This is a genomic window from Pseudomonas paraversuta (assembly GCF_904067025.1).
In the GTDB taxonomy this organism is placed as follows: Bacteria; Pseudomonadota; Gammaproteobacteria; order Pseudomonadales; family Pseudomonadaceae; genus Aquipseudomonas; species Aquipseudomonas paraversuta.
In genome coordinates, this window is the sequence record NZ_CAJFDA010000001.1 from 3,818,780 (window position 1) to 3,830,530 (window position 11,751).

Genomic DNA, 11,751 nt, shown 5'->3' on the forward strand with positions numbered 1-11,751 from the left:
TCAAGACTCAATCCGGGGCTGCACGCAAGCCCCCGGCACTGGTGTTTCAGAGTGCGCGGGCCTTGGCCCGTTCGTGGTAGATAAAACCGATGCTGTTGAGCAGCAGTTGCGCGGCAAGAATCGACGTCACGCCCGCCGGGTCATACACCGGAGCGACCTCCACCAGGTCCATGCCGATGATGTTGCCTTTGCTGCGCTTGGCCAGCGCCTGAATAATCTCCAGCACCTCGTAGTACAGAAAGCCGCCATGGCTCGGCGTGCCTGTGCCCGGGGCGATCGAAGGGTCGAAACCGTCAATGTCGATGGTGATGTAGTACTTGACCCCCTGAGGGATCAGCTCCAGAACGCCCTCGGTACCCAGGCGACGGACATCGCGCACCGAGAGGATTTTTGAGCCGGCAGCGTGGGCCGCTTCATAGTCATCGCGGTTGGAGGACGAAACGTTGCGGATGCCCATCTGGGTCATGCCGACGATATGGTTCATTTCTGAAGCGCGGCGCAGCGGGTTGCCGTGGCCATAGCGAACCCCATGACGCTCATCAACAAAGTCCAGATGCGCATCAAAGTGCACGATATGAATAGGCCCTTTGCCTTCGAAGGCCTTGATGACCGGGGCGTGAACCGAGTGGTCGCCGCCCAGGACCACAGGCATAGCGCCTGACTCGAGAATCTTGCGGACCGCAAACTCGATATTGTCATTACTCGCTTTCATATCGGTGTGGACGATATCCGCATCCCCCACATCGACCATGCGCACGTCCTGGGAGGTAAGGTACATCACGTCATCTTCGTGATCGTAGGCACCGGCATGACCGAAAGAAAACAGGGTCGATGCCTCGCGAATCCCGCGCGGCCCAAAACGGGCGCCCGAACGCCACTGTGTACCCATGTCATTGGGTGCGCCGAGGATGGCGACATCGGCATCCAGGGTTTCCCAATCAGTACAGACCGGGGATTTACCGAACGTGCAATGCCCTACAAACGGAAGGTTCAAACGGCCGGACTCATATCCATTGCTAGACATATCGATCTATCTCCAATTCTTGTTATTGCCATGGGGGCGCACTGGTAAGTGCCTGGCGCTGGAGTGACTATGAGCGCAGCTTTTCATAGAAAAAATGCTAATCATCCGATACATATATCGGCAGATCCGATGCATCGATAGGGAGAGGACCGGTTGAATCAGCTACATACCGTGGACCTGAAGCTGCTCAGAGTATTCGCCGAGATCGTCAAATGCGGCGGCTTCTCTGCGGCTCAAGCAGCGCTGAATATCGGCCAGTCGACCATCAGCGAACAGATGACCCATCTGGAAACCCGTCTTGGGGTCAAGCTCTGTCAGCGCGGGCGCAGCGGCTTTCGCCTTACAGAACAGGGCGTGGCGATTTTCGAATCTACCCGGCGGCTGCTGGCCGCCGTAGATGACTTCTGCCTGGATGCCGATGTGCTCAAGCAGAAGATCACCGGCAAGCTGAACCTGGGCATCATTGACTCAACCATTACCGACCCCGATTCTCCCCTGCCGAAAACCACCCAGCGCTTCGTTTCCAGAGGCCACGATGTTCACCTCAATGTGTATGTCGGGACCCCTGCCGAACTCGAAGAACGGGTGCTGGACAACCGCCTGCATCTGGCCATCGGGCACTTCCCGAATCACGTCTCGGGGCTGGACTATTTACCCCTGTACCAGGAGGCCCTCGGACTGTATTGCGGGCGGCGCCATCCCTTGCACGGCAGTACCGCAGAGAATGCCGAACTGCTTGAAGAGATCAGCGAGAGTCGAATCGTAGCCCGGGGCTTCATGCAGCAGCACGACCTGGACCGACTGGGTGTGAGCAAGGCCGCCGCCACCGTAGACAACATCGAGGCGCTGGCGATCCTGATCATCTCCGGTGCTTATCTGGGGTTTCTGCCCATCCACTTTGCCGCTCAGTGGGTCAATACCGGTGAGATGCAACAATTGGCCCCGATGAGCCTGCACTTGAAGTCGCCGTTCGATGTCATCACCCGACGCGGCGTTGCCCCGTCACCGATTTTGCGGGTATTCCTTGAGGACCTGGCGGCCACCGCACGGCAAGAGGTCCAGCCTTGAACACAGTGTCGCCTACACCTCGCACACTCTTGTGCAGACGGGTTTTGCTGCGCCTGTCCGTGCAACATAATGGCGCCCCTCAGTGCCTGAGGGTGCAATAAGAACAATAGAGGCAAACAGACCATGAAATCCCCCGGCGGTCGGCTCCTGACCGGCCTCACGCTGGACCGCACCAGCTCAACTCCCCTGTACCGTCAGCTGTACTTGCAGATTCGCCAGCAAATCCTCGCCGGCCGGCTGCAAGGAGGCACCCGCCTGCCCTCCACCCGGACCCTGTGCAAAGAACAGGGGCTGTCACGGATTACCATCCTCAATGCCTTCGACCTGCTGATCGCTGAAAGTTTTCTGGTCTCACGCCCCGGTGCCGGTACCTATGTCTGCGCGGAATGGGAGAACCGTGAAGCCGCCCCTGACGAGCCGCCCAGACCGCCGCGCCTGTCACACTTGAGCCAATCTGTGCTGTCCATGCGCAGCGACCATTTCAACGGCGTCTCCTACCAGGCCTGGGAGCCGGACTGCCCGACATCTTTCCTGCCCAGTCAGGTCGCGTTCGATGCCTTTCCGCTGCACGTCTGGAAACGCCTGATGAACCGGCACCTGTGCCAGCCGACCAAAGCCATATTGGGTTACGGCGAAGTAAAGGGTTTGCTGCAACTGCGCGAAGCGATTGCCGAGTATGTCTATGACGCTCGCGGTATCGAGTGCGAAGCCGGCCAGGTGGTGATCGTCTCGGGTGCCCAGCAGGCGTTCAACCTGCTGGGCATGTTGCTGCTCGATCCGCAGGACAGTATCTGGATGGAAGACCCCGGTCATATCTCGGCGCGCATTGCCCTGCAGGCCCAGGGTTGCCGGGTGGTGCCATTGCGTATCGACGACCAGGGAATCGATCTGCAACAAGGCCTTCAAGAATGCCCTGAGGCTCGTCTTGCGTTCACCACGCCGTCACGCCAGCACCCGCTGGGCATTACCATGAGCTACGGCCGGCGCCAGGAATTGATCGAGTGGGCAAATCGTGGCCATCGCTGGATCATCGAGGACGACTGCGACAGCGAATTCACCTATTGCGCAAAGCCACTGCCCGCTCTTTACGCCATGGACCAGTGGTCCCGTGTCATCTACGTCGGCACCTTCAGCAAGGTGCTCTACCCTTCCTTGCGCCTGGGCTACGTGATACTGCCCCAGGCACTGGTGGAGCCCTTCTGTGCCATGCGCGCAGTCATGGACCGCAGCCCGTCGACCCAGCTGCAAGCGGTCACGGCCGACTTCATCCGCGAAGGTCATTTCCTTGGCCATATCCGGCGTATGCGCGCTCTTTACCAGTCGCGCCAGGACTGCCTGATACAGGCACTGAAACAGCGGCTGGGCAATTTCATGGACGTGAAGCCGGTCAATGTCGGCATGCATGTCATTGCCTGGCTTGACCCCGGACTGAATGACGCGGTCATCGCCAAGGAGCTGGCCCGACACCAGATCCATACCTATGCCTTGAGCGACTACTGCGTGAAACGTTACTTGCCGCCCGGACTGCTTATCGGCTTTGCCGGAACCCCGGTCGAACAGGCCACGGAAAAAGTCGAGGCGCTGGCTCAGGCGCTGCTGAAGATGGGCCATGCTCTGTGAGCAGGCAGGCCCCGGTGAAACAGAGGCTGAAAGTGGTCATAAGAATTAAAAAATAATGGCTCTATTGGTAGAACCACTCTGGTGCGATAAAGGCCTTACCGACCGATTCGGTGCCTGTACCAGGAATAATTCTAATGAACTGTATTCAAGCACGCTTCAACTCCCTGCTAAGCCACAACAGCCGCAGCGACTGCCCGCCTCCACTGTTGACTGCGCAACTGGCCAGCAAGCTTATCGATCGCCTGGAGCGCATGCGTCTGTTCGCCCATGCCTATCCCTTGCTGACCAACCTGACCCACGGTCGGGTCAAGCCCGCTGAACTGCTGGACTTCGCCTGGCGCCATGAGTTGCAAGGCCTGAGCCTGCATCTGCTGGATGGCGAGGCCAACAGCCTGAGTAACATGAACCTGCAACAGCTCCAGGAGTTTTCCCATAAGGCAGCAACGCTGGGCCTGGACATACATCTGGAGATCAGCAGCACCCGCAAAGAAGACGTGGATCAGGTTATCGCCATCGCCAAGGCTATCGGCACTCGCAACATCCGGGTCTATGCGCGTTATGAAGGTCATCTGTCACGGGTAATGGCACTGATCGAGGAGGATCTGCGCTATCTGGCGCAACAGGCAGACCTGCACGATCTGTTCTTCGACTTTGAGCAGCATGAAGAGTTGAAAAGCCATGAAATCGCCCAGTTGCTCAGCCGCCTGGATCACCCCCGCCTGCATGCGTTGTTCGACTTCGGCAATATGATCAATGCCTGCGAGCAACCCTTGACGGCCCTGAAGCAGTTGTCTGCGCACATCCGCCAGGTGCACATGAAAGGGGTACGCGTGGTGCCCGAGAAAAATGGTTTCGGCCATTACGGGGTGCTGCAAGGGGGGGCCGAAGATCACCTGCCAAGTGCGCGCATGATGTTCGAGCTGCTGATGCTCGGCGAGCATGAGCCGCAGGTTATCGCCTTTATTCTTGAGCAGGAAAATCACTACGCCGCCCCCGCCTTCCGCCAGTCGGATGAGACACAAGACCCTTTCATCGAGTACCGGCAAATGAGTGAAACGGCACTGCCGCCGGGGTTTTGCGCCGAACGCATGATGGCTGCAGAGCACCAGTGGGCGAACAACCAGATTCGCTATGTGCGCGGCCTGCTCGGTGAGCTGAAGGTTCTGGCACAACTGACACTGGCGGATACGCCGGTCTGTGCCTGACCCCGCACCACACTCGCCAAAACGTCACGTTACTTTCTGTGGAAAACAAAAATGACCGCACAGACAAAAGCCAAATGGCTGCGTTTCCTCGTCCTCATTCTTGGCGGCGGAACCATCTATAAACTCGCCAGCCTGAAAGATGCCTTTTACGTTCCCATCCAGCAATACATGGGGCTGAGCCATACCCAACTGGGCACGTTACTGAGTGCCAACGCTATCATCGCCACAGCGTTATTCGTGGTCGGCGGTTATCTGGCGGACCGCTTTGCCACACGAAAACTGATTCCCCTGGGGTTGATCGGGACAGGCAGTCTGGGACTTTACCTGGCCACCTTTCCCGGCTTCGACAAGATGCTGATCGTGTTCTGCCTGCTGGCAGTCTGCGCTGACTGTATCTATTGGCCTGCCCTGCTCAAGGCTGTGCGCAATCTTGGCGAGGAAGGCGAACAAGGCCGCATGTTCGGTTTTCTGGAGGGTGGTAGGGGCATCGTCGATACACTCGTGGCGTTTTCAGCCCTGGGGGTGTTCGTTGCCATGGGCTCGGGCGAAGCAGGCCTGAAATCGGCCATCGTCTTCTATTCACTGGTCGATATCTTTGCCGGGATCATCACCTGGTTCCTGCTGCGAGACAGCAAGACAGCCCCCGCACCCAAGAAAGAGGACAGCCTGTCGGGTATGTCCGGATTGCTTGAAGCCATTCGGATTCCGGGGATCTGGCTGGTCAGCTTCAACGTGTTCATGGTCTATATCGTCTACTGCGGCCTGACCTATTTCATTCCCTACTTAAAGGATATCTACGAACTGCCCGTGGCACTGGTCGGTGCCTACGGCATCATCAACCAATACTTCCTCAAGATTCTGGGCGGGCCGGCGGGCGGCTTCATGGCAGACAAGTATTTCAAGAGCCCGTCGCGCTATCTGAAATGGGCGTTCCTGGCCCTGATTCCCGCCATGGCCGCGGTGTTGCTGGTGCCCAAAGGCGAACACTTCATTTATATCGGCATGGCCGCCACCCTCTCGTTCGCGCTGATTGTTTTCACCATGCGCGGCGTGTTCTGGGCTCCCATGAGCGAGGTGGGGATTCCTCAGCGCATCACCGGCTCGGCCTTCGGAATTGCCTGCCTGATCGGCTATGCGCCCGGCATGTTTGCCTACGTGATTTACGGTTCGATCCTGGACCACTTCCCGGGCCAGCAAGGCTACAACTATGTGTTCAGCCTGATGAGCCTGTTTGCCGTCATTGGCTTCATGGTTTGCAGCCTCTTGTACCGTGTAGTGCGCAAGGAAACAGCCGGCACCCCTGACAGCGATCTGGTCCGGGCCTGAGTATTCAACCAGGGCGAAGGGTGAGTCACTTGCCTTCGCCTGCGGTTGTCGACCACTGCGGTGCTATCAATAGCGGCGGCCTTGCCAGCTGCCCCCTCAGCGGATACTTGCCAGCAACCCTGGCAAGGCATGCATCAGGGCGCTGATGGCAAAACCGATGAACATCACGCCACACAGCCGGGTAATCAGTCGTTCATGGCGTTGATACAGCGCCCGCACGTGCCCGGCGCCAACAATGCCAATCAGAATTACATAAGCTGCGGCGCCCCCCAAAAAGCTCAACACAATCAGCCACGGCAGCATTGACCAGGTCAGCAGTTCGGCACGACTGGACAGCAGCGCAGTGAAGGTGGCCACCGCAACGGGGTAGGCCTTGGGGTTGGTCAGGCCAAACAGAATGCCGTGGGCAAAAGGCTGGCGCGCAGGGCCTTGCCGGGCCTCGTTGCCAGGCTGGGCGCGCACTGCACGCAGCCCCAGCCAGAACAGATAAAGACCGCTGAGCAAGCCCAGAATGTTGAATGCGGTACTACCGAACTCCCGCGCCCCGACAATGGCAATCAAGGCAGTGCTGCACCAGATCACGTCACCCAGCAAATGCCCGCATAGAAATCCGGCCCCGGCACGTCGACCGCGGGCAGCGCCAATCCCGAAAACCGCCAGCACCCCGGGTCCCGGGGTGATGCCATAGATAAAGCCAGAAGCCAGTACCGCCAGTAACAACGAAAGTGTCATGCAAAACGCTCCAGAAAAATCGTGCCTCAGGCTGTCCATTGGCCCGCGAGGTGGCAAGATTCTGCACGTTCGGCAGCGCTCTGTAACCGAATGCCCGGGAAAAATTTGCATAGGGCTCAACAAAACCCTCAACGCGGGTTTTGCCGGCTAGTGGCGGCGCCCCAGAACGTTGACCACCAGACGGTCAACCCAGCCCCAGATTCGCTGTTTGACCCGTCGCCATAGAGGACGTGACTGCCAGGCTTGCAGGCTGATGGGCATGCTCTGGGCGAAGTCGGTGACAAAACTGGCGGCCACTGCCTGAGTCAGCACCGGGTCCAGCGCCTCCAGATTGGCCTCAAGGTTAAAGCGCAAATTCCAGTGGTCGAAGTTGCACGAGCCAATACTCACCCAATCGTCGATCAGGACCATTTTTAGATGTAAAAAGCACGGCTGGTATTCAAATATCTGCACCCCGGATTTGAGTAGCCGCGGGTAGTAACGATGCCCGGCATAGCGTACTGACGGATGATCGGTACGCGGCCCGGTCAGCAACAAGCGCACATCGACGCCCCTGTTCGCCGCACGACGCAGCGAGCGACGAACGCTCCAGGTGGGCAAAAAATAGGGGGTGGCGAGCCAGATGCGATGTTGCGCACTGTTAATCCCACGCACCAGCGATTGCAGAATATCGCGATGCTGGTGGGCATCGGCATAAGCCACGCGCCCCATACCTTCACCTTCATCGGGGACCCGCGGCAAACGCGGCAAACCGAAGTGCGTTGCAGGTTTCCAGGCCTTACGGCTGATATTGGCGCGCCACTGGCGATCAAACAGCATCTGCCAGTCCTGCACCAACGGCCCCTGGATGGCGACCATGACTTCATGCCAGTCGCAGGTGTTTTGGCCGGGCTGCCAAAACTCATCGGTCACCCCGGTGCCACCGACCACGGCCAATTGATGATCCACCAGCAATAGCTTGCGATGATCGCGATACAGGTTGTTCAGGCCCCGGCGCCAGCTCAACCGGTTGTAAAACCTGAGCTCGACCCCCGCATCGGTCAGTCTGCGCCGCAAGCCCGGGGTAAACGCCAGACTGCCGTATCCGTCAAACAGACAACGTACCCGCACTTCGCGCCGGGCCGCCTGTTCCAGGGCCTGGACTATGGCTTCGGCACAGTCGCCGGCCTCCACCAGATACAGTTCCAGATCGACATGTACCTGCGCCTGGTCGATAGCCGCCAGCATGCGAGGGAAAAATTGCGGGCCGTCGATCAGCAACTCGAATTGATTGGCGCTGCGCCATGGAAACACTGCGCCAGCCATATCAGCGGGCCGTGAAAATCAGCACCGCACCCACCGGTACTGAAAAACTGATGGCCGACAAGCCGGCCATTTTCCGCAGGGTTTCGAGCTGGGGTTGCAAGCCAAAGTCTTCGGCCTGCAGCATCAGCGGTTCAAGTGTCACCACTTGAAAACGCCGCTCATCAAGACGGGTGGCCAAGAGTTCGGCTTCGTAGGTGTGCTGCTTGCCACGCAGGCTTACCGTGACCGGCAAGTGCAGCTCCAGTTGCGCACCATTGGCCAGGTCATTGATGGGCTGCAGATCGATCTGCGCGGTGATTTGCGCTTCCGGGAAGTTTTTGAAATCGAACAACAGGTCGCGCATGCGCTCATCGCGCAACGGCACCGCACTGTTGACCGAGTCCATTTCGATCCGCAATTGCGCGCGGCCTTTAGGATCGACCTTGCCGTGCAGCACTAAAAAACGATGCAGGTCGGCGACATTGGCATTTTGCGTGGTGATAAATGACAGCCTTGAGGACTCACCGTCCAGGTACCAGTTGGCCTGGGCAGACAGGCTCACGCCGAGGGTCAGGCACAGGGCGCAGGCAGAAGATAAAAACGCTTTGAACATAAAAACTCATAGGCAGATAAACGTGGGCGAACATTACCCCGAGTCCGGGTACTTGCAAGTGCTGTGGCGGAAAATTTTCATACAGCCTTAGGACGCTTATCCGATCCTACAGTTCCTCCAGTAAAGCACTCCCATAGAGCCTGTCATACAAGCATCACCCAAACGTCACGGTGATGACATTGCACCTGCCTAGCCTGAAGTTGCACTCCTCAGTCGATTGGCAGAAAACCAAGGCAGGCACCATGCCTGCACGGAGATTCGCAATGTCCCAGCTCGTCCGTATCCGCGACACGGTTCAAGAACGACGCCTGAAGGCAGAACGTCTGATCGGCCCCGGCGCCTTGCGTGAAGCTCAAGCCCTGCGCTTTCGCGTATTTGGCGGCGAGCTGAAGGCAAAACTCAAGAGTGCCGAACACGAACTGGATGAGGATGATTACGACGCCCATTGCGAGCATATCGGCGTTCGTGACCTCAATAGCGGCCAACTGGTAGCCACCACCCGCCTGCTCGATCATTGTGCGGCGCTGAACATCGGCCATTTTTACAGCGAAGAAGAATTCAGCCTTCACGGGCTGGCGCACCTGCAGGGCTCAGTGCTGGAGATCGGCAGAACCTGTGTCGACCCGGCCTACCGCAATGGCGGCACCATCGCTGTGCTCTGGGGTGAATTGGCCGAGGTCCTCAATCAGGGCGATTACCACTACCTGATGGGGTGCGCGAGCATTCCGATGCAAGACGGCGGCGTCCAGGCCCAGGCGATCATGCAGCGTCTGCGTGAACGCTACCTGAGCACCGTGCACTTGCGTGCAGTGCCTAAAAAACCGCTGCCGGCCCTGGATATTCCAGCCAACGTCATCACCGAAATGCCGCCACTGCTCAAGGCCTACATGCGCCTGGGTGCAAAGATCTGTGGCGAGCCGTGCTGGGATGAAGATTTTCAGGTCGCCGACGTCTTCATCCTGCTCAAGCGTGACGAGTTGTGCCCGCGATATGCCCGCCATTTCAAGGCGGCCGTGTAATGCAGCGCCTGCGCCAGTATGGCCGGGTAGTGCGGGTTCTCGCCGTGGTCAGTCTGGGCCTGGGCATGGCGAGTCTGTTCGGGCTGATGGAGCGCTTGCACCTGGACAGTACGATGGCCCGTCGACAGCACTGGTCGCAATTTTTCATGACCCGCCTGTGTGCTGCCCTGCCCTTTCGCGTCACCCTGGTGGGCGAGGTGCCTGCAACGCCAATGCTGTGGGTCAGTAACCATGTGTCATGGACCGACATTGCCCTGCTCGGAAAACTGACGCCACTGTCTTTCCTGTCCAAGGCCGAGGTTCGCGGCTGGCCAGTGGCTGGCTGGCTGGCCGCCAAGGCAGGCAGCCTGTTCATTCGCCGGGGCGCGGGCGACAGCCAGCTGGTTCGCCAGCAAATGAGCCGGCATCTGCAACAACAACTGCCGCTGCTGATGTTTCCCGAAGGCACCACTACCGATGGACGCTCCGTACGCACGTTTCATGGGCGTTTGCTGTCGGCGGCCATTGAAAGTCGGGTGGCGCTGCAACCGGTTGCGATTCGTTACTTGCGCAATGGCGAGGTCGACCGGATAGCACCCTTCATTGGCAACGATGATTTGCTGTCCCATTTATTGCGTCTGTTCAGCCATGAACAGGCGGACGTCGAGATTCATCTGCTTGAGCCAATTGCCTGTGACCGGCAGGAACGTGCCGTGCTGGCCTATAGAGCCCAGGAGGCGATAAGCCGAGTGCTCAGTGGTGCGCCGCGTAACTGCAGGAGCGAGCCTGCCGGCGCTGGCATCTGCGTGCAGGACACTTGAACCCGGGCGACTAGGGCAACAGCGAGCGCTGTTGTCTGGCGTACGTCTGTAACTGCGGATAAAACGCCCGGAAATCCTCACTGAGGGGCTCATACAGCGCGTGCAGATCCGCCATCGCCCCGGCCAGTTCCTCTGGCCGCGAAAGACGTCGGGCAATGCCCCGGAACACTTGTTCCAGTACCGCGAAATCCCGATAGGAGCCAAGCCAGTCATCCGCCGCCATGTGCGGCGCGATGGCGGCAAGACGTTTGGGCAATTGCGGCTGCGTCACCAGCACCTGGTAGAAACCTGAGGTAAAGCGGTCCAGAGGACCTTCGGCATACTGCGCCCAGTCCCGGGCCAGGCAATGGTCGAAAAAAACGTCAAGCACTATGCCGGCATAGCGCCGGCGGGTCTGGCTGAATCGCGACAGCGATTGATCGACCAGGGGATGCGCGTCGGTAAATACATCAATGCTTCGATGCAGCTGGATCGCAGATTCGATTTGAGGGCTGTATTCGCCTTGCAGGCGTCCTTTTACAAAGTCGCCATACAGGCTTCCGAGTAATTCGTCAGGGCGCTGGCCGCCAAGGTGCAGATGTGCGAGATAATTCATGCCGGGCAGTTTAACACTGCCACACCAATATCGTTATAACCCGATATACCGATTTATGCTGATTCAAGAAGCAAATCGTATTTGTATATCGCGATATAACGATTTAAAGTTCGCAACTTCGCGATATAACGCTGCATTTCAATGAGCACCACCACCATGCCGATCGACCTCGACGAAATAATAAAAGCGCTGGCACACCCAGTACGCCGAGAAATCATTTGCCTGCTTAAAAACCCGCAAGTGGAGTTCCCCGACCAGCATCACAGCACTGAACACGGCGTCTGCGCCGGACAGTTCGACCAACGTTTCGGCCTGTCGCAATCCACTGTCTCCGCCCATCTGGCCACCTTGCAACGCGCTGGTCTGATCAGCAGCCAGAAGGTTGGCCAGTGGCACTTTTTCAAACGCAATGAGGAAACCATCAAGGCTTTCCTCGCCGCAATCAACCAAGAGCTTTAACAAGGA

At 58.4% G+C, this 11,751-nt stretch carries 12 protein-coding genes; 7 read left to right on the top strand and 5 right to left on the bottom strand.

Going from position 1 to position 11,751, the window contains the following annotated elements:
- Positions 1-46 precede the first annotated feature (46 nt).
- Positions 47-1,024 carry an agmatinase gene (gene speB, locus JQ848_RS17350; RefSeq protein WP_003440552.1) on the bottom strand — a complete coding sequence of 326 codons (978 nt, stop codon included), beginning with the start codon at positions 1,022-1,024 and terminating at the stop codon, positions 47-49.
- Positions 1,025-1,177: 153 nt separating this feature from the next.
- Between speB and JQ848_RS17355 the strand changes: the two genes are divergently transcribed.
- From JQ848_RS17355 to JQ848_RS17370, 4 genes are all read left to right on the top strand, one after another.
- Positions 1,178-2,092, top strand: coding sequence for a LysR family transcriptional regulator (locus JQ848_RS17355; protein WP_003440549.1), 915 nt, complete (start codon positions 1,178-1,180; stop codon positions 2,090-2,092).
- Positions 2,093-2,215: 123 nt separating this feature from the next.
- Positions 2,216-3,712 carry a MocR-like pyridoxine biosynthesis transcription factor PdxR gene (pdxR, locus tag JQ848_RS17360; RefSeq protein ID WP_202210977.1) on the top strand — a complete coding sequence of 499 codons (1,497 nt, stop codon included), beginning with the start codon at positions 2,216-2,218 and terminating at the stop codon, positions 3,710-3,712.
- Positions 3,713-3,846: 134 nt separating this feature from the next.
- On the top strand, positions 3,847-4,917 hold the full coding sequence (locus JQ848_RS17365; RefSeq protein WP_202210978.1) for a sugar phosphate isomerase/epimerase family protein: 1,071 nt from the start codon (positions 3,847-3,849) through the stop codon (positions 4,915-4,917).
- A gap of 51 nt (positions 4,918-4,968) precedes the next feature.
- A complete protein-coding gene (locus tag JQ848_RS17370) occupies positions 4,969-6,243 on the top strand; it encodes an MFS transporter (protein WP_003440542.1) in 1,275 nt (424 codons plus the stop codon).
- A gap of 96 nt (positions 6,244-6,339) precedes the next feature.
- Here JQ848_RS17370 and JQ848_RS17375 read toward each other — a convergent pair whose 3' ends face one another.
- From JQ848_RS17375 to JQ848_RS17385, 3 genes are all read right to left on the bottom strand, one after another.
- Positions 6,340-6,975, bottom strand: a complete 636-nt coding sequence (locus JQ848_RS17375) for a LysE family translocator (RefSeq protein ID WP_127196002.1) — start codon at positions 6,973-6,975, stop codon at positions 6,340-6,342.
- Between the two features lie 147 nt (positions 6,976-7,122).
- Positions 7,123-8,280, bottom strand: a complete 1,158-nt coding sequence (locus tag JQ848_RS17380; RefSeq protein ID WP_127196003.1) for a phospholipase D-like domain-containing protein — start codon at positions 8,278-8,280, stop codon at positions 7,123-7,125.
- 1 nt (position 8,281) lies between these two features.
- The gene (locus JQ848_RS17385; RefSeq protein ID WP_003440535.1) at positions 8,282-8,872 is read right to left on the bottom strand and encodes a YceI family protein; all 591 of its coding nucleotides are present in this window, start codon (positions 8,870-8,872) and stop codon (positions 8,282-8,284) included.
- A gap of 263 nt (positions 8,873-9,135) precedes the next feature.
- Between JQ848_RS17385 and olsB the strand changes: the two genes are divergently transcribed.
- Both olsB and JQ848_RS17395 read left to right on the top strand, forming a co-directional pair.
- Entirely contained in the window at positions 9,136-9,891 is a 756-nt protein-coding gene (gene olsB / locus JQ848_RS17390; protein WP_003440534.1) for an L-ornithine N(alpha)-acyltransferase, read from the top strand.
- Positions 9,891-10,691: a lysophospholipid acyltransferase family protein gene (locus JQ848_RS17395; protein WP_202210979.1), complete on the top strand. Its 801-nt coding sequence runs from the start codon at positions 9,891-9,893 to the stop codon at positions 10,689-10,691. The genes olsB and JQ848_RS17395 overlap by 1 nt, the downstream gene beginning before the upstream one ends.
- Before the next feature lie 10 nt (positions 10,692-10,701).
- Here the strand turns inward: JQ848_RS17395 and JQ848_RS17400 are convergent, their stop codons facing one another.
- On the bottom strand, positions 10,702-11,286 hold the full coding sequence (locus JQ848_RS17400) for an acyl carrier protein phosphodiesterase (RefSeq protein ID WP_010655951.1): 585 nt from the start codon (positions 11,284-11,286) through the stop codon (positions 10,702-10,704).
- Positions 11,287-11,442: 156 nt separating this feature from the next.
- On the opposite strand from JQ848_RS17400, the gene JQ848_RS17405 reads away from it, so the two are divergent.
- Positions 11,443-11,745, top strand: a complete 303-nt coding sequence (locus JQ848_RS17405; RefSeq protein WP_003440527.1) for an ArsR/SmtB family transcription factor — start codon at positions 11,443-11,445, stop codon at positions 11,743-11,745.
- Positions 11,746-11,751: the final 6 nt, after the last annotated feature.

Bases quoted from the DNA above. Each gene is read 5' to 3' on its own strand.
- speB (WP_003440552.1), bottom strand. From the start codon at position 1,024: ATGTCTAGCAATGGATATGAGTCCGGCCGTTTGAACCTTCCGTTTGTA.
- pdxR (WP_202210977.1), top strand. From the start codon at position 2,216: ATGAAATCCCCCGGCGGTCGGCTCCTGACCGGCCTCACGCTGGACCGC.
- JQ848_RS17365 (WP_202210978.1), top strand. From the start codon at position 3,847: ATGAACTGTATTCAAGCACGCTTCAACTCCCTGCTAAGCCACAACAGC.
- JQ848_RS17370 (WP_003440542.1), top strand. From the start codon at position 4,969: ATGACCGCACAGACAAAAGCCAAATGGCTGCGTTTCCTCGTCCTCATT.
- JQ848_RS17375 (WP_127196002.1), bottom strand. From the start codon at position 6,975: ATGACACTTTCGTTGTTACTGGCGGTACTGGCTTCTGGCTTTATCTAT.
- JQ848_RS17380 (WP_127196003.1), bottom strand. From the start codon at position 8,280: ATGGCTGGCGCAGTGTTTCCATGGCGCAGCGCCAATCAATTCGAGTTG.
- JQ848_RS17385 (WP_003440535.1), bottom strand. From the start codon at position 8,872: ATGTTCAAAGCGTTTTTATCTTCTGCCTGCGCCCTGTGCCTGACCCTC.
- olsB (WP_003440534.1), top strand. From the start codon at position 9,136: ATGTCCCAGCTCGTCCGTATCCGCGACACGGTTCAAGAACGACGCCTG.
- JQ848_RS17395 (WP_202210979.1), top strand. From the start codon at position 9,891: ATGCAGCGCCTGCGCCAGTATGGCCGGGTAGTGCGGGTTCTCGCCGTG.
- JQ848_RS17400 (WP_010655951.1), bottom strand. From the start codon at position 11,286: ATGAATTATCTCGCACATCTGCACCTTGGCGGCCAGCGCCCTGACGAA.
- JQ848_RS17405 (WP_003440527.1), top strand. From the start codon at position 11,443: ATGCCGATCGACCTCGACGAAATAATAAAAGCGCTGGCACACCCAGTA.